We start from the raw sequence: 19,571 nt of genomic DNA, 5'->3' as shown, positions 1-19,571 counted from the left end.
TTTGTATCATAAGTTTTTCAAAACTCAAACACAACAGACATGAAAACATTTAGAAAATTCATAATAGCTGTAGTCGTATCGACAGGGTTATTTACGGGCGTATACGGTACACCATATGTAAAAGTGACTTCTTATGACGCCAAAAAATTTTTTGTAATTGTAAAAAGTACTGACGCATCACGTATAAATGTGTCGTTAAAGGACAGTTATGATTTCGAGCTTTATAAAGAAAGCTACAAGAACAAGAACAACTATGTCAAGGGCTTTGATCTTGAACCTCTGCCTGACGGGCAGTATTTCCTGGAAATTGAAAGCAATGAAACTATAGAAAAGTTTTCATTATCCATCCGAAACAACTGGCTATCAATCGATCAGGAGAGTCGATTAGTGATGCACAAACCCAGGGTGACTCAAAAAGGCAATAATATGGACGTGGCTCTTCTAAATACAGATTCGACTCTAAAACTGAGCATTCTTGACAAGGCTAATGAGGTTATTTTTCAAGAGATTGTTGCGGATAATGGCAACCTGTCCAGACGATACGATATCTCACAACTCGACCCTGGCTACTATACCGTATTAATAGAAGTCGCAGGCAGAAATTTCCGCGAACGGATACATATAAAATAAAGTAAGTTATCTTCATAGGAGAGGGTAAGGGTCGTTTCGAAAGGGGCGGCCCTTTATTGGCTTCTGGTTTCTCAGTTACTGGAAGCTGGTAACTTGTTAGGTCTTGTTTCTGGTTCTGTCCAATCCGAAATAGAGTTGACTGTTTTTAGGGTCGTTGATATTTATTTTAATTTGAGTACGATATAAAATGCTTAAAAAAGGGTAGCCCAACTACCGCGGAAGTAATTACTTCCGTGCCAGTGGGTGGGTTCTGCTTTTGATACGTATACAATTTAATCGGTTCTGCTATATCCACCTCACGTTATTTTCTTCAATTTCAAAAACCCTTTTAAACTCAGGCTTTGTCCAGGCTGTACACTTGTCTGTTAAACTCTTTCTGGTGAAATTTGCCCCTATGGGAAGGATGTTGATCATTATAGGAGTTATACTCATCGTTGTGGGAGTTATACTACACTTCGGGCCAAAGATCCCATTTCTTGGCAAGCTCCCGGGTGATATTTCCATTAAGAGAGATGGTTTTCAATTCTATTTTCCCCTGATGACCAGTATAGTGCTAAGTATCTTGCTTTCCCTGATCATCTACATTATCCAGAAGTTGAAGGGGTGATACTATTTGCTTGGTCGTGCCACCACTATCGCCCCCATGGCTAAGTGGTAGCATGACTACGTTGAACCGGGGAGTTCTTGAGAATTTCTACAGGTGATCTTTCATAGCTCAGTTTCTTAGTTTTTGTCTTGAAACAAAAAGTAAGCAAAAAAATTTAAGGCTGCTTTTGGGTTATCAGGAGGAGCTTTTTCCGCCTAAAGTAAAATTGGGTGTCTATAAGAAAACTCTAAGTGGCATTAAGAAAACGCCAAGATCTAGGCTTGTAAAGTGCCAAAAAGCGGAGCGTACTGAGGTACGTGAGCATTTTTTGGGGCGTGCGTAACGCAGACATTGGCGTTTTCTTAGAGACACTAATTATCAAGGATACGCTGGGACTAATTTTTAGTGCTTTGGGCTCCCCAAAAACTCTCTTACCATTCCTATTAGCACCTCCGGTTGCTCCGCATGCACCCAGTGTCCTGCATTTTTAACCGTTTTTACCTCTGAGTTGGGGAAAAGCTGCACGATCAAAATATTATCTTTATCCTGGATGTAGTCAGACTTCTCGCCTCTTATAAAAAGCACCTCCCTTTCAATGGCCAACCGGTCCTCAATACCTTCGCCCATGGCTTCAATGTTTTTATCGATCACGGGAAGGTTTATTTTCCATTCAAAGCCCCCATCGGACTTCCTTGAGAGGTTTTTGAGTAAAAACTGGCGGGTACCAAGATCCGAAACATAGTTGGCCAACTGCCTGTCCGCATCACCCCGTGATTTCAGATTGGTCACATCGATAGACTTCAACCCCTCCAAAATAGTATCATGACGCACCGGATAAGCCTTTGGAGCAATGTCAACGACAATCAGTTTTTTCCACATATCGGCGTGGGTTATTGCAAATTTCATGGCCGTTTTACCTCCCATAGAGTGACCCAGAATATACGGCTTTTCAATACCGTGCTCATTGATAAACTCATTGAGATCATCTGCCATCGCAGTGTAACTAAACTCCTCGTTATTGGCTGACTGACCGTGGTTGCGCTGATCTACCAGGTAGATCTTATAATCAGATTCCAGCTCCCTGGCAATAGACATCCAGTTATCAGATGAGCCAAAAAGCCCATGCAGGATGATCAATGGTTTTCCATGGCCAAGTTCTCTGTGGTATAATTTCATTGTATTTAGTATTGAGATATTAGTATTGAGACATGGGCATACCTCTGACTGCGCACATATGCTCAGTCAACCTCCCGGCTGCAAAGTTAGTGAATACAGAAAGTATCACGGGTATAAATGAAGCACTAATCAATCACCACGGGAAAGTCATGCCCACGAGAGAAGGTGTAAGGGAACTGCAACTTGCCTTTAAACTTCTTTGAAAACTCCGGTACCTGGTCATCAAGATACGATTTGAGTTCATAAATAGTAATTTTGCCATCTTGGGGCGCTCCATCAGCCTTCCCGGAAAGTGCTTCGAGTAATACATAGGTAAACAGCCCGTGACCTAATTCGGTAAACTCGATCGCAAACTGCTCGCTGCCCGCTGCAGCCAGTACATGAATACCCGTGCTTCTGGATAGTTGCGCCAGCGCTTTTTCTTCTCCTGCACCTCGCTGTGCCAACAGCTCAACACTTCCCCCCGACTGGCAGGCATCAATAATGATGAGTTGCTTTAAAGCCGGTATGGCTGCCAGCTTATCCTGAAGGTCTCCGGCATAGATTGCGTTCTTCTTGAGTTTTTCTTCATTGTAAAGTTGCACATTGTCGGTAGGGATGAAGTAAAAATCATTATCGACCATACTGCCATGTCCTGCATAATAAAAAAACAAAACATCCTGAGGTTTAATAATTTTTGAAAGCACATCAAGCTTACTCATGATATCCTGTCTGGTGGCCTCTTCGTCATAAAATGGGATCACTTCTATTCTGTCAAATAATTTTTTCGACTTTTCGGTAATGGATTTTATAAAACCTTTGGCGTCTGCTGCAGCATAATTAAGATTCAGTGCCTCATTTTTATATTTGTTAATACCTACCGCCACAACGTACAAGGTTGAGTTGACCTTCCCTTCCATTCCTACCTTTACCTCTTGCCTTTCCGATTCTATCCGCCCCCTGCTGAAGGCTGAAACGGTAATTGCATTGCTCCCGGGAATAAGTCGTAGTGTACAGGTTACTAAAGCTGATTTACCCTTGGGAACATCAGGTACCTGGGTGTTAACAAGTTTGCCATTATGCAGCACTTTCACCTCATCCACCCCTCCACCAGCGTCCGTTACTTTTATCATTACCTCTGCTTCATTGTTACGAAACGCCTCTCCCTGATGTGGAGTGATGATCTCAATAAGCGGTGGTGGTGATTTCTTAATTTTATCATGCAGGTTGAGCCGCTCATCTTTTGCCGAGCTAAACGTTTTATCCAGAAGATCCGGCTGGAAAAACTGTTCGAAAAACTGGCCTGCACCGTAGCTTTTCATACCCTTAACAAAAGCGATCTTGTCGAAAGCGCCATCGGAGGCATTGAAGTAGCCTTCCGAATTGATTGCCATCCAATCCTTATTCTCCAGCAGGATGTAGGAGATGAGCTCCTTGCCATCATTAATATCCCAGATCTTGATCATTCCATCCTCACTGGCGCTGATCAAAAGCTTATCATTTTGGGAAAACCGGATGTTAGTAATGGCGGCTTTGTGACCAGTCAGCTCTTTAACTTCGTCACCATTTTGGCTGTTGACCACCCTCAACACCCTATCCCCTCCACCAAAAGCCAGGTACTGACCATTACCGCTATAGGAAACAGAATATAATGGTTCTTCTGATGAAATTCTCCACTCTTGAAGTCCTGTGGCGGCATTCCAGACCTTTAGCTTCCCATCCCAGGATACAGAGGCTACCTGGTGGCTATTCGGGTGGACGGCAAAAGCCTGTATGACATCGGTATGTCCCACATAATTTTGTACCTGTAGTTTAGCATCAAGTTCATACAGTTTGAACGACTTATCGAGTCCGGCCACGTAGGCATAGATGTCATTTTTAAAAAATCCAATCTGATAGGGCGAGCTATTTTCAAAAGTTAGTGTCTGCAGCAGCTTTCCGGACGAGGTGTCCCATATTTTTGCTGTTCCATCCCAACTACCGGTAATGATCTTCTTCTCATCAGGGCTCAGGGCAACAGAAAAAATTACCTCACGATGCCCTTTTAATGTTATAAGCTCCTTTCCCGAGCCTGTTTCCCATATTTTAACTGTATTATCCGCACTGCCGGTCACCACCTTTTTACCGTCTTTAGTGAAGGCCATGCATAGCACCGCCTTGTCGTGCCCGTAAAACTCCTGAACAATCTTCCCCGAGTTGATCTCCCACATACGGGCTATCTTTCCTACTTTGCCTTTTAAAAGATATTTTCCATCGGGGCTCACAGCAAAATCGTGCTTTAGGTCAGTATATTTTTTGATATAGTAATCCCACCGGGAATTAACGTCATAGTCCAGCCCGCCTTTATCTCTGGTAGCCAGGTAGCCTCCCAGCGTATGAAGCAATTTTCCGGTACCCGCGTCATAGAGATGCACCTTCTGATCATCACCTACGGTAACAATGTATCGATTATCCGGACTGAAGGTGGCATCTGTGGCCGGCATCTTGTGGTGGTGGCGGATTGCATATTTTAGCCGGCCGGTAGCTACATCGTATGTTTTCAATGAATCTTCTCCAAGCATCAGCGCCCATTCGCCATGAGGGCTGATGTCTATGGCTCTGAAAGTTTCCCAATTGCTTTCAAAAGTCTGAAGTATCTCTCCACTCTTACTGTTGCGAAGAACGAAATCTCCTTTATTGCTGGCTGTAATCAGGTGTTCTCCATTATCCGAATAATCTACGAAAGTTGCACAGCCCCCGCACCAGCCTTCCGCTGGTTTTAATTCCTGCACCAGCTCCCCTGTCTTCACATGGTAGACAGTGGTAGTGCGATTGTCTGCTCCGAACGCCACCAGTCTGTCATCAACTGTAAACCTGGCATCTATACCATATCCCAGGCCTTTGTCAGGGTTGACCTTGAATGTACGGAGGGTATCACCTGTGGTTACGTCCCAAAGGATGGCTACCCAATCGTAGCCGGCTGTAATCAATTGTTTGCCATCACCGCTCAGGTCGACAGTAGTGAGCAAATCGTTATGGCCCCGGAAGGTTCGAATGAGGCGGCCTGTTTCAATTTCCCATAAACGTGCCACTTTATCAGCTCCACTACTTACAAAGTATTTTCCATCATTGCTAACATCCAGATCATTGACAGTCGAAGAATGCCCCAGAAAAGACCTGAGTTCTCTACCTGAGGCGACATCCCAGAGTTTTATGGATTTATCTCGACTGGCTGTAAGCAGATTTTTGCCGTCCGGAGTAAAGGTAACGGCTTTGATCGCTTCATAATGTCCGCGTTGTACCACAGTTTCCAGTTTCTGGGAGCGTAGCTGCGTTGTACAAATGATACTGATGACCAGAATAGTAAATGTCTTCACTTAATACTGTTTTTTGAAAATTGAATTTATGAATTGTTTTGGAAATGTTTTTGCTTTAATGTTTATATTTAGAATAAGTAACCTAAACATAACGTCATGTCTCGCATTACCAGAACGAGTGTTTTCGTCCTTATTAGTCTTATTGGCTTTGTCAATATACAGGCACAGGATGAGCTGAGAAAGCTGCCGTCTAATATCAACCGGGCCTCCATCAATCTCTATGCACCATTTATCAGTGGTGACGGACAAACACTAGTATACCTGTCGGACTATACCGATGACGGGCATCACAGTATGCGATGGACCACAAAAAAAACAGTTTCCACCTGGAATGACGAACTCGAAATAACTAAGCTGATCAACCGGCCTACGCTCAACTACAGGGGAGGTTACAGTCTCAGCTTTGATGGTAACATGCTGCTTTTCACCTCCAGAAAATCCGGGTTGGGGGGATTCGATCTTTGGTATAGCAACAGAAGAGGCAACGACTGGGAGGCACCGGGTAATTTCGGAATGCCTGTAAATAGTCGTGAAAATGAGGGGGCCCCAATGTTATCTCCTGATGGAGAATACCTATACTTTATGCGCTGCGAAAAGATGAGTGAGTATGGTGGTGCGAGCGGATGTCGTATCCTGGTCTCTAAAAAGACCTACAATGGCTGGGGAGAGCCCAAAGAGCTACCTGCTAATATCAATACCGGAAACTCACAAACACCACGGATACTGGCAGATGGTGAAACCATGATCTTTGCTTCGGACAAATTTGGAGGAAAGGGTGGATTGGATCTTTTTATGACTTCACGTATGGGAGAAACATGGACAGATCCTATACCCATGGAGTTTATTAATACGGAAAAAGATGATCAGTTTGTCAGTATTCCGGCCAAAGGTCGATACCTTTTTGCGGCTAAACAGGGTACACGCAATAGTGAATTGGTACAGATATTGATCCCGGAAGACTTTCAGCCAAAAAAAGTAATGCGCATACAGGGTACCGTTACGGGGGCTTCCGAAGTACCCCTCAACGCTAACCTGACGGTGTTTAACATCAATGAGCGCGACCGGTTATGGAATGAGAAAACCGGACCGAAGGGGGAGTTTGCCATTGTACTCAAAGAAGGAGCGGCTTATGATGTGGCCGTAGACCTGGATGATCCTTCATATATGTATTTTTCAAAAATTTATAACCTGAAGGAAGAGATAGGCGCCAGAGACAAGGAAATCCTTAAAATACAACTGATGCCCATTCAGAAGGGGGCGGTTTATGAGCTGCCCATCACCTTTGAATCAAATTCATCCGAAATAGATGATATCTCTACCTTTGAGCTGAGAAGGATCTCTGATCTTTTAAGGAAAAATCCATATATGGCCATTGAAATTGCCGTGCATCAAAATAGCTACCGGGAAGATTCCATCCAATCAAGTCCTGACCTAACGGAGGTGGTCATAGATTCTATATTCTCCCAGGTGGAACGTCCGATATTAAGTCGTGATTCTCTTGAAACATCATATGATTCCATGGCAGGTGATGATGTTGACTCTCTGGAAATGGTAGATTATGATGAAGAGCTTGTGGCGGATACTGCCGATGTGGTGTATGAGATAATAGAGCAACTCGAAATCAGGTACACATACCACAACGACCGAACTCAAAAACAATCAGAAGCCATAAAAGCTTACCTGGTTGGTCGTGGTGTAGAGGAAAGCAGGATCTGGTTAAAGATATCGCGTTCTGAAAAAATTGCTTCAGTCGATGAATCCGAGGAAGTCAACACTGAGAATGTACAGGTAAAGCTAAAGGTAACATCCTTCTAATTTTCCGCTACATAGATGGGCACTACAATTAAAGTATGATCCCACATAAGGATCATTTCTATTTCTTTACCCATTCTCTCAAAAGATATGGTGAATTGTTCGAACAGGCTCTTGGTTTGAATTGAGGGTATCTCCATTGTCAACACATCCTTTTCAGGGTCACGGTTGGCCCTTCCGCTAAATGGAGATACTCCCCACTGCCCGGTTTCCTGATTGAATATCACGGTCCAGGTGTCCGGTCCGGGTATAGTAAAGAGAGAATAAGAGCCTGCTTTCAATAACTTGTTGCCGATCCGAAGATCTTTGTTGGTGGTAAATGTTGTTGTCTCATTGGCTCCGGTCCTCCACACCTCACCATAGGGCACCAGGCCACCGAAGATCTCTCTGTCCTTTTTATATGGACGGCTGTAGTCTACCTTAATAGCCACGTGCTCTCCCTGGTAAATGGCAGTATCCTGAGGGCTGAATGATTTAGTGTAAAAGCGCATGCCTGCCATGCCTATTACAATTACAGCAACTATTATCCCTCCAACGACTATGATTTTTCTCATACCTCTGATTCTTTTGTATGTGCTTATACTGAAAATTCGCCTGGAAAGTTACTTTTCCGTATGATCTTCTGTTTCCCGGAGCCTTCCGTTTTTATAGTAATAGTACCAGGTACCGGTTTTATTGCCGTTTTTAAAGTCTCCCTCCGCTTCTTTTTTGCCATTATCATAATAAAACACCCATCGCCCCTCCCGCAGGCCCTTTTCAAACTGACCGATTTCAGCAACATTGCCATCCTGGTAGTAGTAGGTCCAACTTCCATGAGGGACGCCTCCTTCAAACTGACATTCAATCTCTATTTTTCCATTGGTATAGTAGTTGATCTTCAGACCATTCCCATTCTTTAGCGTACCTGATGACAATGTATCTCCGTATATAGTATAATAAGGACTAACATTCATCAATTTCCCTTTATCCCAGGTTTCCTCTTGCATGAGTAATCCTGTACTATGAAATATGCCCCATAAGCCATCCTCGACTCCTTCATGGAAGCTACCTATTGATCTCAACTGTCCTTTGTCATAATAGGTATACCATTGACCATGCTGTTGATCATTTTTGTACATACCCTCCTCAGAAAGATAACCATTGCTGTTGAAGTATCGCCAATTGCCGGTTTTTACGCCATTTTTATAGAAACCCTGGACATGTGGCTTTTTCTTTTCATAATAGCTCAGATAAACACTGTCCTGCCACCCATTTTTATAATATTTAACTTCCTCCAAATCGCCATTACGATGAAAGCTTTTCCACTCACCTCTGGGTGTTCCTTTGTCATATAACTTCGTGCTTTTTGTCTCTCCATTTTCATAATATTCCACCCAGACACTATCCGGCTGGCCCATTTCATAATTTTCTATGGCCTGAAGTTTACCAAAATCGTAATATTCTTTCCAAATACCATCTTTTATTCCCTCATAAAAATTGCCGGAAGTAACCACGCGGCCAAAATCATTGTATGCTTTCCATTCTCCGTGAGTAGTATCCGCTTTGTAAGTTGCCTCCACAAGCAGTTCACCATACGGGCCATATAAGCGATAAGGCCCTTCCATAATATTAGCAAAATAGGTCCTCACCTCGCGGGGTTGTCCTCCGGGATAATAGCTGACCCATTCCCCGGACTTTTTTCCTTCCGAAAATTTTCCTGCCAAGACAATATCTCCTGCCGTTGAATATTCCAGGTAGTCGGTAGGCAGATTATCCTCATATCTTACTTTTGCCTTGATTCGACCCCCTGGATGGTACAGTCTCCACACACCGGAGCGTTCTCCGTTTAGAAATTCCCCCTCTTCAATTTTCACATCCTTGCTGTCATAAAACTGCCACTTGCCAGTCTTCACACCATCCACAACATCTCCAATAGCATACGCTGAACTATCGGGGGTATAGACCCTCGATTGCTGCCCGTAAGATGATCCGGCCATTATTAAAAACAGGAGGATTACCAGGTTGATATTTATTTGTTTCATGTAATATTTAATTTATTATCACTGGCCACATGGAATAACCAAAGTACTTAGTGTCTCTAAGAAAACGCCAATGCCTGCGTTACGCTTGTCCCGAACTTATTTAACTTATTTCAGGATGGAATTCGCATGACTTCATTTCTTGAACCGAAAGTTTATCCCAGGCTATGATATCAACTGATTTTCTGCAATCACGCTCATTTCATGACCTCAGTGAAGCAAATATTGTGCAAGGTAAATTAGTATTTATTTTAATATATTAGTTGCCTTATTATCTTTGCACGAAATAAAAATACATAGATATGGGTTATTTAGCACTAGTTCTTGTTTTGATATTGTTCGTTCTTGCCATAGTATCACCTATCATCTTTCCTAATAAGATGATCAGCGACAACAAGCATGACATAGATGGCACTACTGAATAATAGCAGTAGCTTCTATTTCCAGTAAATATTCCGGGCTTATTAACCTGCTCACCTCGATCATTGATGTAGCGGGTTTAATATTCCCAAAAAATTCTCCGTGTGCCTTTCCGATCAACTGCCACTGACCAATATCAGTAACAAACATTCTTGTACGGACAACATCATTTAGATTGGCCCCGGCCTGCTTTAGACTTTCTTCAATAATTTCTAAGATACATACTGTCTGCTCATAGGGATTGTTCTCCCCCACCAACTTGCCATCGCGAACGGCCACTGTCCCTGATACCTCAACAATGTTTCCCACGCGAACCGCTCTGGAGTATCCCACAATATCTTCCCATGGGGCTCCGGTAGATATATTTTGCCTTTTCTTTGTTGTTGACATCTTTTTGTTAGTTTTATAATTATGCTCCCGAAAATATGAATAATATCTGTGTCTTTTGTGGTTCCGGAAAAGGTAATGAATCTATTTACTATGAAAAAGCAACAACTGTTGGTAAAATAATTGCTAAAGCAGGAAAAACGCTCGTTTATGGTGGGGGAAATGTGGGTTTGATGGGTGCCGTTGCTGATGCGGTGATGACCAATGGAGGTACTGCTATTGGCGTAATTCCCGACTTTCTCATGAAAAAAGAAGTAGGGCATCTGGGCCTAAGTGAGTTGATAGTGGTAAAATCCATGCATGAACGCAAACAAAAGATGGCTGAACTGGCTGATGCTTTCCTGGCGCTGCCCGGGGGAATGGGCACACTGGAAGAGCTGGCGGAAATACTCACCTGGGTACAACTCGAAATTATTAAAAAGCCTGTTGGCCTGTTTAATTTGAATGGCTACTACAGTCACCTACTGGCTCAGTTGGATGTAATGGTCCACCATGGATTTTTAAGGCCACAAAACAGGAAAATGCTCATTTCCATTGCTAATGCAGATGATATTATACCACAGCTTTCTGCCTACCGGTTTGGCAAGTACAGCATCTGGGACGACCTGGACAGGACCTAATCTTAGATCCTGAAGTGTTCAAAAGTGTACGAAAATATTGTTTGAGTTTGAACATCTTTCTTTCCGGCAGCCCCTTTACTGCAGTTTAATAGCATTTCGCAAGCTGGTATGCTTCTTGGATTACACATGTTTGAAATGTTGTGGAATCATTTTATCATATCGTTCAGGAAGATTAAGAAGCACACGGGGTACTATCTGTTGGCAGTGACTTTACAGACCATTGGTTTTATTGGGTTGCTCAACAGTTTCTTTATGTACAGACAATATGGACAAATACCATTTATTATGATCGTTTCTGCCCTTATTATATTTGTTCTTAGTCGCATTGGCGGTGTAAACTCCCGAACTGCCATCACGGAATTTAGTGTTCGCAAACTGCTCGGGGCTACGTCCGGGAATATTTACACGCTTCTGGTCATCGAATCTTTCTATATTTCAATGACTTCTGTTTTACTAAGCCTTATCATCCTCGATCTGAACATATTTAATGAAGTTGTTTCAATCAGGAGCTATTTCAGCCCGCCGGATATCATCAATCTTACTTTTTTGGTGGCCAGTATTGTTTTTGTAAGCGTACTCACAGGCTTGGTTCCTGCATACCGGCTTTCCAAAATAGATCTTGCTCAGCGGTAGATTTATTAAAATTCCCCCAATTTGGGTTATATTTAATTACGTCCGGGAAATTAAGTTTAAGTTTCCATGAATAATGACCTAAAATGCTTAACTTTTAGTTTACCGGAATATAGTCGATCTTGAATGAGGAATATCTTAAGAAGCATAGTCATTTTCTTCCTTCTCTTTAGCACATGGCCATCACTTCGGGCACAAACTCTGGGATTTAAAATAGTTGGAGACGCTAAGCGGGTACATATTCCGTTTGAGATATATAATAATCTGATTGTAGTTCCTGTGGTTCTCAATCAAAGGCTGCCCCTCAGGTTTATACTCGATACAGGGGTAAGGACTACCATTTTAACGGAGAAATCTTTCAGTGATATACTTAATTTGAAGTATAGCAGGAAATATACCATTTCGGGTCTTGGAGAAAAATTAGTAGATGCCTATATCACGAATAATGTAACTCTTACCCTTCCCGGACTTCAGGGTCGCGGGCATGCCATGCTTGTATTGGAAGAAGACTATCTGGAGCTGAGGAACTACCTCGGCACAGATGTACATGGTATTTTAGGGTATGAAATATTTAGCAGGTTTATAGTGCAAATAGATTATGACAGACGTATTCTTACACTCACCACTCCTGAAAACTTTAAACGCAAAAGAGCTTATGAAGCCATTGATATCACTATTGAGGATACTAAACCCTATGTGAAAGGCCATATTGTTTACAAGGATGGCAGACATTTGCCGGTGAAGCTTTTGGTAGACTCTGGCGCCAGCCATGGGTTAATGCTGGAGCAGGAATCGGACCCGGAGATCACCGTGCCGGAACCTAATTTAACAACCTCGCTTGGACGTGGCCTGGGCGGAGCGCTCGAAGGGAAAATTGCACGAATGAAATCTTTTCATCTTGGAGATATGTGCTGGGAGAATATCCTCGCCACTTTTCCTGATAGCAATACGCTTTTGGATAGCCTAAAGAGTGCCGGAACCTTCCGTAACGGATCAATTGGAGGAGAAATCCTAAGCCGTTTCAATGTCATCATTGATTTTCCCGATGAAAAGCTATTCCTGAAAAAAGGAAAGCAATACAAGAAGGATTTCTCTTACAACCTAAGCGGATTAGTAGTGAAGGCAAAAGGAAGCCGGCTCAATACGTTTGAAATTGTGGAGGTAAGGAAAAACTCAGTTGGTGAAGAATTGGGTTTCAAAAAGGGTGATATCATAGTTTCAATAAACAATATAGACGCGAGCAGGCTACACTTAAACCATATTATCAACTACCTTAATGCCCGGGAAAATAAGAAAATAAAGATAACTGTTCTCCGGGACGGAGTACGAATATCGGAAAAATTTCGCCTCAGAAGCAGTATCTAACCTATTGTAAGCTGAATTCGCGACATAGTATACATATCAGCAAACAGAGCAAAAAAACCTCTTTTTAAGGTCATATGATTCATGAAGCATCTTACTAAGTTCAAGGGTTCAGTTGACGGGCTTTTGTTAAGTATTTTACATCGAACTCACCTTATTTTAAGAAGCTCAGCAGTTGCGTTTTCCTCTTTTCATAGGATTTGTATACATATTTATGCATGGACTTCCATTTTATGGAATTTAAAATGGAGTTGGACAAAGCCTCAGAAGTGATCCCCTCTTTCAAAAGAAAGTCCTGGGCCTCTCCAAGGTAAGAATTACCGTAGTTAGAATTTTTTATAATAGTAATGGGAATGTTCCTTGTCTTGCCCCCTGAAGACAGTTTTTTGATCAGACTTTTTAAATAGAGCCCTTCCAGATTATCATCAATAAGGATACACTTCGGGTTAAATTTCATAATCCTCTTGTAGGCATCTTTCAGATCGAAGCCTATTTCCGCATTAAATCTTTTAGTCCGGATTCCTTTTAGCTTCTCGTAAATGTTGCTAAGTTCAATAGGGTTATTACCCAATAAGAATACATTAATAGAATCACCAATGGGTTGTTTAGTAGATAATGTTGCCATAGACATCGTGTTTTTTTTATTAAACGTTTTTTTACATCATAATGTTAATCTGGTTGGTTTAAAAAAATCGGTAGGTATATCATTCATTCTTGAAAATTGAGAAAGGTAATCATCATAGGTGGTGGCTTAGCCGGTTTAATAGCTGCCATATGCCTGCGCAGGCATAAAATAGACGTATTATTAATAGAAAAAAAAGTTTATCCCTTTCAGAGAGTCTGTGGTGAATACATATCTAACGAGGTAAGAAATTTTCTTGAGCATCTGGACATTTACCCTCACCGCCACGTTCCATCACAGATCAACCGGTTGCAACTTTCTTCTGTCAATGGTAAGTCTGCCTTCCTGGCGCTTCAATTAGGTGGCTTTGGTATCAGCAGGTTTACCTTTGATCATTTTCTTTATGAAAAAGCTGTTGAAACAGGGGTCGACTTCATGCTGAACACACAGGTAGCAGATGTGAAATTCAGCCAGGATCTCTTTACTGTAGCTACCGATAGCGGGGAAACGCTGCAATCAACGGTGGTAATAGGCGCCTTCGGTAAGCGCTCTAAGCTGGATAAGTCGCTGAATCGGCCATTCTTTAAACGCAAGTCGCCTTATTTGGGCGTGAAATATCATGTAGAATATGGCTCGCATGCCCATGACCTTATAGCACTGCATAATTTTAACAATGGCTATTGTGGTATTAATAAAATAGAGGATGGAAAATATAATCTCTGTTACTTATCAGCGCGGTCTAACCTGAATAACAACAGGAAGATTTCCGAAATGGAGCAAAATGTACTCTGTCGAAATCCTGAGCTGGAAAAGATATTTTCCTCGGCCAAATTCCTTTTTGACAAGCCTGAGGTGATCAATGAAATTTCCTTTGAAACGAAAAAACCTGTTGAACAGCATATATTAATGTGTGGCGATGCTGCCGGCATGATTACACCCCTTTGTGGCAATGGCATGGCTATGGGCATTCATTCTGCCAAAATCCTTTGCGAGGAGATCGTCCCGTACCTGAACAGCCACAATTCGAGATTTCTGCTGGAGCAAAATTATGTACGCAGATGGAATACGCTTTTCAAAAACCGCCTTTGGTCGGGAAGACAGATACAACGGCTATTTGGCTCTGAACTGGTCTCGAACTTTGCTGTGGAGGTAGCCCGGCGGTCCAAACCTATCTCGAACTTTCTGGTAAGGCAGACTCACGGCAAGCCATTCTGATGGCAAAGCCGGTACTTGTTCATGAGCATCTAATCGGAATGGCTGAAATCTGAGCCGGATATGCCTGATAACAAAAAAGGGGCTCTGATGACCCAGAACCCCTTTAATGTAAATATAATACGGAAGGAATTATTCTCCCGCCAGCTCTATGCTGCGCTTTATAAAATTGGTCAGATCTGAACCGGAAAGCATATTTTGAGAAAGCATAGCCAAATCGTATGCTTGTTTGGCCAACTGCTGCTTCTTTTCATCCTTTTTAGCTCTGAGTATCTTACCTATAATAGCATGGTTGCCATTGATGGTCAGGTCAAACTGATCAGGCATATGGCCCATCATGGCGTAACCTCCACCTCCCATCTTAGCCATATCTTTCATCCTTCTCATAAATTCGGACATGGTGATCGTTACGGGCATTTCGTCCGGGGAAAGAGACTCAACAGAAATATTCATGTTCTTGTTGTTCACCGCTTTTTCGAAGATCTCCTTTACCTTTTCCTCCTCATCCTTACTTAATACGCTTTCTATTTTCTCATCCTTATCGATAAGCTTGTCCATGGTATCGGCATCGACACGCTTCAACTGTGTTTTTTCCAGCTTTTGCTCCAGGAAGTTTACGAAATGGCTGTCGATGATACCGTTCATAAGCAGTACATCATACGACTTGCTTTTGGCTGCCTGTATGTAGGTATCCTGTTTTGCCGGATCGGAGGTATACAAGTACACCAGGTTTTTATCCTTGTCCTCCTGATTAGTCTTTACGTGCTCCTTGTACTCATCCAGGGTAAAGAACTTGTCATCCAATGTTTTCAACAGGGCAAAATCCTTGGCTTTTTCATAGAATTTTTCTTCGCTAAGCATTCCATATTTTACGAATATGCCTATGTCATCCCACTTTGACTCGTATGACGTTCTGTCATTCTTGAATAATTCTCCTAACTTATCCGCCACCTTCTTGGTGATGTGGTTATTGATCTTCTTCACGCTACTGTCAGACTGCAGATAGCTTCGGGATACGTTCAGTGGAATGTCGGGAGAATCGATCACTCCATGAAGCAGCATGAGAAACTCAGGCACTACGTCCTTCACTTCATCCGTAATGAATACTTGTCTTGAATAAAGCTGGATCTTATTCTTTTGAACTTCAAAATCGGTTTTTGCTTTAGGGAAATAAAGTATACCGGTCAGGTTAAAAGGATAATCAACATTCAGGTGTATCCAGAACAAAGGATCTTCTGACATAGGGTACAGTTCCCTGTAAAACTTCAGGTAATCTTCGTCTTTAAGATCAGCCGGAGCTTTGGTCCAAAGCGGTTCAGTGTCATTGATAATCCTGTCTTTGGTTACGGATTTATACTTTGGTTTGTCATCTTTGTCTTTACCATCTTCTACCTGCTCTTCTCTGGTGCCGAATTTAACAGGCACTGGTAAAAACTTGCAGTACTTATCAAGTATGGACTTTATCCTCCACTCATCAAGGAATTCTTCAGAATCATCCGCTATGTGCAAGATCACTTCGGTTCCTCTGTCTTCTTTATCTGCTGTGGTAATTTCAAACTCCGTAGAGCCGTCACATGTCCACTTGGCAGCCTCTGCCCCCTCCTGGTATGATTTGGTGATCAATTCAACTTCTTTGGCCACCATAAAGGCAGAATAAAAACCTAAGCCAAACTTACCGATGATGTCTTTGGCATCACCTTTATCTTTGAACTTCTCCACAAACTCTGCAGCACCGGAAAAAGCAATCTGATTAATGTACTTTTTGACCTCCTCAGCGGTCATCCCGATTCCCCGGTCGCGGACGGTTATAGTCTTTTTCTCTTTATCAAAACTTACTTCTACGGTGGTGTCACCGATTTCCTCCTTTAGCTCTCCAAGTGAAGAAAGTCTTTTGAGCTTCTGCGTTGCATCTACAGCATTGGATACCAACTCACGAAGAAAGATCTCATGATCCGAGTACAAAAACTTCTTAATGATCGGAAATATGTTCTCGGTGTGGATTGAAATTGTACCTTTTTCAGCCATTTTATTTTTGGTTTTAAAACTTAAAATTCAGGTTTTTTGAATTTTAGCTTTCCAAATTCCATTCCAGCCGCTAAAAGATGACAGAATGACAGTTCGGGTTTCGAAAAGTCATTGATTCAGGCGAAGAAGAGGCAAGCGTAACGCGAACATTGACGTTTTCTTAAAGCCACTTAGAGCTTTCTTACAGACACTATTTATATGCCTGAATGATCAAAAAATCAAGGATTCACTCTCTCACCAGGCCCAAAGTGAGCACAGTTTGATCCCTGTCATCGTGATCAATGGCTGTATTGTCGTAGAGATAGAACTGCATCACAAGATTTTCACCCAGCCATTCTTCAGCGCCTACCACACCCTGCTCTGCGGTATTAAAAGGAGTTGACATGCCATAGTCCGTTTGCAAATGAGAGAGCAGTAAAGAAAATTCGCCTTTGTCAAGCTTGTTAAAATAAACATCCAGATATTCTAATTGATCATCTCTGAAACCGAGCGTAACCTGTGATGGCTTTTTTCCATATAGTTGCTTCAGAAGCGGTCCTTTATATTTATAATACTTTACACCATATGAGATCACCAGGTCCAACTGAAGACTGCCTTTGATGCTTTCTGGCGAACAGCCAAAAGTGAAGCCTAAAAAAGATCTGGTTTGGTCTACGTGATCAAAACTTTGGCTGTAGACAGTGGTGCTCAGAAATAACAATATCACAAGTATGACTCTCATATGTGTCGTTAGTTATAGGGACACTCTTAATTAGTGTTTGTAAGAAAACCCACAACTTATCGTCATTGCGAACGAAGTGCGGCAATCCCCTCATCTTTGGCGTCCATTAAGAGGGGATCGCTTCGATTCCTCCCCGTGGCAAGCCCGGGACAGGCGCGATGACGGCAAGAGTTTTCTTACAAACACTAATTAACCACTGAGGCCAGAGAATCGCATTTTGTAGTTCGTATTGCTGTTCCTTTTCTCAATACTCACAACTCTCGCGCTACCTGATACGATCGACTGATCGCACCAGTTTTTCATCTTTTCGAATAAATCGGTTGGCGATCACGTTGCAGATCATAGCTGCTGCGGGAAAAAATACACCCATTCCATAGTTCCAGCCATATTTAAGCTGTTTTTCATCCATGATCTCACTGGCGAAATATAACCCCAGACCCATAGCCCCTGCCATAAACAATGAATTGAGTGCGCCCAGTTTCATTTGAAGCAAGCGATTCTTGAATTTAGCAATCTCAATTACCCCTACAATGGCCGCTGCAATAGCCAACACCGCCACAAAAGCATACGGGAAGTAAATTCTTTCTGCTAAAGCTGTGCCTTCCTTAGCATCAAGGTAAAAAGAAGTAAGCAGGTAAATAGTGCCCGCGTCTTCCGACTGGTAGGTCCATAATGGCAGAATTAACATAACTAGCATGAGGAGAACTACAAGTAACAGAAATACGGTTTGAATCCTTTGTAACATATGGCTATTGGCTTAAATTGCGACTGCAAATTTAAACCAACCCTTCCGGTTTACAAACGGAATTAGATATGAAAACTGCATATATAGTAGATATTGTAAGAACGCCCATCGGAAAATTCGGTGGTACACTGGCTTCTGTGCGTCCTGACGACCTGGCAGCACACGTTATTAAAAAGCTGATGGAAAGGAATCCGCATTTTGATGCAACTTTGCTGGAAGACGTAATTTTCGGAGCGGCTAATCAGGCTGGTGAGGACAACAGGAATGTGGCGCGTATGGCGCTCCTCATGGCGGGAATACCTATAGAAACAGGGGGAGTAACTGTAAACAGGCTGTGTGCTTCCGGTTTGCAGTCCATTATGGATGCTTCCCGCGCATTGATGCTGAACGAAGGGGCCGCTTACCTGGCGGGCGGAACAGAGAGCATGACCCGCGCACCATTTGTAACTGCCAAGGCAGAAAGCGCCTACAGCAGGTCGGCTGAAACCTATGACACTACTATTGGTTGGCGTTTTCTCAATCCAAAGCTTTCTAAGCTACATTACCCTTTTGCCATGGGAGAAACAGCCGAAAATGTAGCCGAAAAGTGGGGCATCTCGCGAGAAGAGCAGGATGAGTTTGCCTACAATTCCCAGTTGAAGTATAAGCAGGCCCACGAGGCCGGCAGGTTTAAAAATGAGATCGTAGCTGTAGAAATTCCACAAAGGAAGGCTGATCCGATCATTTTTGACACTGACGAACACCCTCGTTTTTCTCCTATCGAAAAACTGGCCGCACTAAACCCGGCCTTTAAAGAGGGTGGGACTGTCACCGCGGGCAATTCCTCAGGAATCAATGACGGTGCTGCTGTTTCGCTGATTGTTGATGAAGATACCCTGAAAAAATTCAATCTGAAGCCCATGGCCCGTGTGGCAGCTATGGCCGTAGCAGGTGTAAGTCCAGATTGTATGGGCGTTGGCCCGGTGCCAGCCACTCAAAAGGCGCTTAGAAGGGCCGGCCTTCAGACTAAGGACCTGGATCTCATAGAATTAAATGAAGCCTTCGCCTCACAATCCATTGCCTGCATGCGCGATCTGGATCTTGACCCTGAAAAGGTAAATGTTAATGGTGGCGCTATAGCTATCGGGCATCCACTAGGTGCAAGCGGCACGAGAATTACAGCAACACTTTTACATGAGATGCAAAAAAGGGATAATGCGAGGTATGGATTGGCAACCATGTGTATAGGCGTTGGTCAGGGTGCAGCAGTAATTTATGAAAAGCTCTAGTT

18 protein-coding genes are annotated in these 19,571 nt (G+C 42.8%); 9 read left to right on the top strand and 9 right to left on the bottom strand.

Translation table 11 applies throughout. The features are described from left to right. The first annotated feature begins 39 nt into the window (after positions 1 to 39). Positions 40 to 630 carry a hypothetical protein gene (locus C900_RS15065; protein WP_009580879.1) on the top strand — a complete coding sequence of 197 codons (591 nt, stop codon included), beginning with the start codon at positions 40 to 42 and terminating at the stop codon, positions 628 to 630. A 379-nt stretch (positions 631 to 1,009) separates the two neighbouring features. Next, complete coding sequence (locus C900_RS15060) at positions 1,010 to 1,237, top strand: DUF2905 domain-containing protein (protein WP_245558444.1); 228 nt, start codon at positions 1,010 to 1,012, stop codon at positions 1,235 to 1,237. 381 nt (positions 1,238 to 1,618) lie between these two features. Here C900_RS15060 and C900_RS15055 read toward each other — a convergent pair whose 3' ends face one another. Together C900_RS15055 and C900_RS15050 are read right to left on the bottom strand one after the other, a co-directional pair. Then, on the bottom strand, positions 1,619 to 2,392 hold the full coding sequence (locus C900_RS15055) for an alpha/beta fold hydrolase (RefSeq protein ID WP_009580876.1): 774 nt from the start codon (positions 2,390 to 2,392) through the stop codon (positions 1,619 to 1,621). Positions 2,393 to 2,517: 125 nt separating this feature from the next. Further along, positions 2,518 to 5,727, bottom strand: coding sequence for a caspase family protein (locus C900_RS15050; RefSeq protein WP_009580875.1), 3,210 nt, complete (start codon positions 5,725 to 5,727; stop codon positions 2,518 to 2,520). 96 nt (positions 5,728 to 5,823) lie between these two features. Between C900_RS15050 and C900_RS15045 the strand changes: the two genes are divergently transcribed. Then, positions 5,824 to 7,542, top strand: a complete 1,719-nt coding sequence (locus C900_RS15045) for a TolB-like translocation protein (RefSeq protein WP_009580874.1) — start codon at positions 5,824 to 5,826, stop codon at positions 7,540 to 7,542. Here C900_RS15045 and C900_RS15040 read toward each other — a convergent pair. Together C900_RS15040 and C900_RS15035 are read right to left on the bottom strand one after the other, a co-directional pair. After that, positions 7,539 to 8,093, bottom strand: coding sequence for a DUF2911 domain-containing protein (locus C900_RS15040; protein ID WP_009580873.1), 555 nt, complete (start codon positions 8,091 to 8,093; stop codon positions 7,539 to 7,541). The two genes, C900_RS15045 and C900_RS15040, sit on opposite strands and share 4 nt — an antisense overlap. A gap of 48 nt (positions 8,094 to 8,141) precedes the next feature. After that, positions 8,142 to 9,560: a toxin-antitoxin system YwqK family antitoxin gene (locus C900_RS15035; protein WP_009580872.1), complete on the bottom strand. Its 1,419-nt coding sequence runs from the start codon at positions 9,558 to 9,560 to the stop codon at positions 8,142 to 8,144. A 299-nt stretch (positions 9,561 to 9,859) separates the two neighbouring features. Between C900_RS15035 and C900_RS30850 the strand changes: the two genes are divergently transcribed. Then, on the top strand, positions 9,860 to 9,982 hold the full coding sequence (locus C900_RS30850) for a hypothetical protein (RefSeq protein WP_281169007.1): 123 nt from the start codon (positions 9,860 to 9,862) through the stop codon (positions 9,980 to 9,982). Here C900_RS30850 and C900_RS15030 read toward each other — a convergent pair. Beyond that, positions 9,972 to 10,367 (bottom strand): RidA family protein, encoded by a 396-nt coding sequence (locus C900_RS15030; protein WP_009580871.1) that lies wholly within the window; start codon positions 10,365 to 10,367, stop codon positions 9,972 to 9,974. The genes C900_RS30850 and C900_RS15030 overlap by 11 nt on opposite strands. A 35-nt stretch (positions 10,368 to 10,402) precedes the next feature. Here C900_RS15030 and C900_RS15025 point away from each other — a divergent pair, with 35 nt between their 5' ends. The 3 genes from C900_RS15025 (at position 10,403) to C900_RS15015 (ending at position 12,979) form a co-directional block, all read left to right on the top strand. Beyond that, a complete protein-coding gene (locus C900_RS15025) occupies positions 10,403 to 10,984 on the top strand; it encodes an LOG family protein (protein ID WP_009580870.1) in 582 nt (193 codons plus the stop codon). Between the two features lie 108 nt (positions 10,985 to 11,092). Then, positions 11,093 to 11,617 carry an FtsX-like permease family protein gene (locus C900_RS15020; protein ID WP_040496875.1) on the top strand — a complete coding sequence of 175 codons (525 nt, stop codon included), beginning with the start codon at positions 11,093 to 11,095 and terminating at the stop codon, positions 11,615 to 11,617. Between the two features lie 123 nt (positions 11,618 to 11,740). Continuing rightward, positions 11,741 to 12,979, top strand: coding sequence for an aspartyl protease family protein (locus tag C900_RS15015; protein WP_040496874.1), 1,239 nt, complete (start codon positions 11,741 to 11,743; stop codon positions 12,977 to 12,979). Between the two features lie 151 nt (positions 12,980 to 13,130). Here C900_RS15015 and C900_RS15010 read toward each other — a convergent pair whose 3' ends face one another. Next, entirely contained in the window at positions 13,131 to 13,601 is a 471-nt protein-coding gene (locus tag C900_RS15010; protein ID WP_009580865.1) for a hypothetical protein, read from the bottom strand. A 96-nt stretch (positions 13,602 to 13,697) separates the two neighbouring features. Here C900_RS15010 and C900_RS15005 point away from each other — a divergent pair, with 96 nt between their 5' ends. Beyond that, complete coding sequence (locus C900_RS15005; protein WP_009580861.1) at positions 13,698 to 14,813, top strand: NAD(P)/FAD-dependent oxidoreductase; 1,116 nt, start codon at positions 13,698 to 13,700, stop codon at positions 14,811 to 14,813. Between the two features lie 129 nt (positions 14,814 to 14,942). Here C900_RS15005 and htpG read toward each other — a convergent pair whose 3' ends face one another. The 3 genes from htpG to C900_RS14990 all read right to left on the bottom strand — a co-directional run bounded on the left by htpG (position 14,943) and on the right by C900_RS14990 (position 18,301). Then, complete coding sequence (gene htpG, locus C900_RS15000; RefSeq protein WP_009580859.1) at positions 14,943 to 16,835, bottom strand: molecular chaperone HtpG; 1,893 nt, start codon at positions 16,833 to 16,835, stop codon at positions 14,943 to 14,945. Positions 16,836 to 17,061: 226 nt separating this feature from the next. Beyond that, a complete protein-coding gene (locus C900_RS14995) occupies positions 17,062 to 17,556 on the bottom strand; it encodes a hypothetical protein (protein ID WP_009580857.1) in 495 nt (164 codons plus the stop codon). Positions 17,557 to 17,821: 265 nt separating this feature from the next. Further along, a complete protein-coding gene (locus tag C900_RS14990; RefSeq protein ID WP_040496873.1) occupies positions 17,822 to 18,301 on the bottom strand; it encodes a DUF4293 domain-containing protein in 480 nt (159 codons plus the stop codon). A 68-nt stretch (positions 18,302 to 18,369) separates the two neighbouring features. Here C900_RS14990 and C900_RS14985 point away from each other — a divergent pair, with 68 nt between their 5' ends. Next, entirely contained in the window at positions 18,370 to 19,569 is a 1,200-nt protein-coding gene (locus tag C900_RS14985) for an acetyl-CoA C-acyltransferase (protein ID WP_009580853.1), read from the top strand. The last annotated feature ends 2 nt before the right edge of the window (positions 19,570 to 19,571 follow it).

Origin of the sequence: Fulvivirga imtechensis AK7 (genome assembly GCF_000331535.1) — a bacterium.
Taxonomy (GTDB): domain Bacteria; phylum Bacteroidota; class Bacteroidia; order Cytophagales; family Cyclobacteriaceae; genus Fulvivirga; species Fulvivirga imtechensis.
This window is presented reverse-complemented; position numbering and strand designations above follow the sequence as displayed.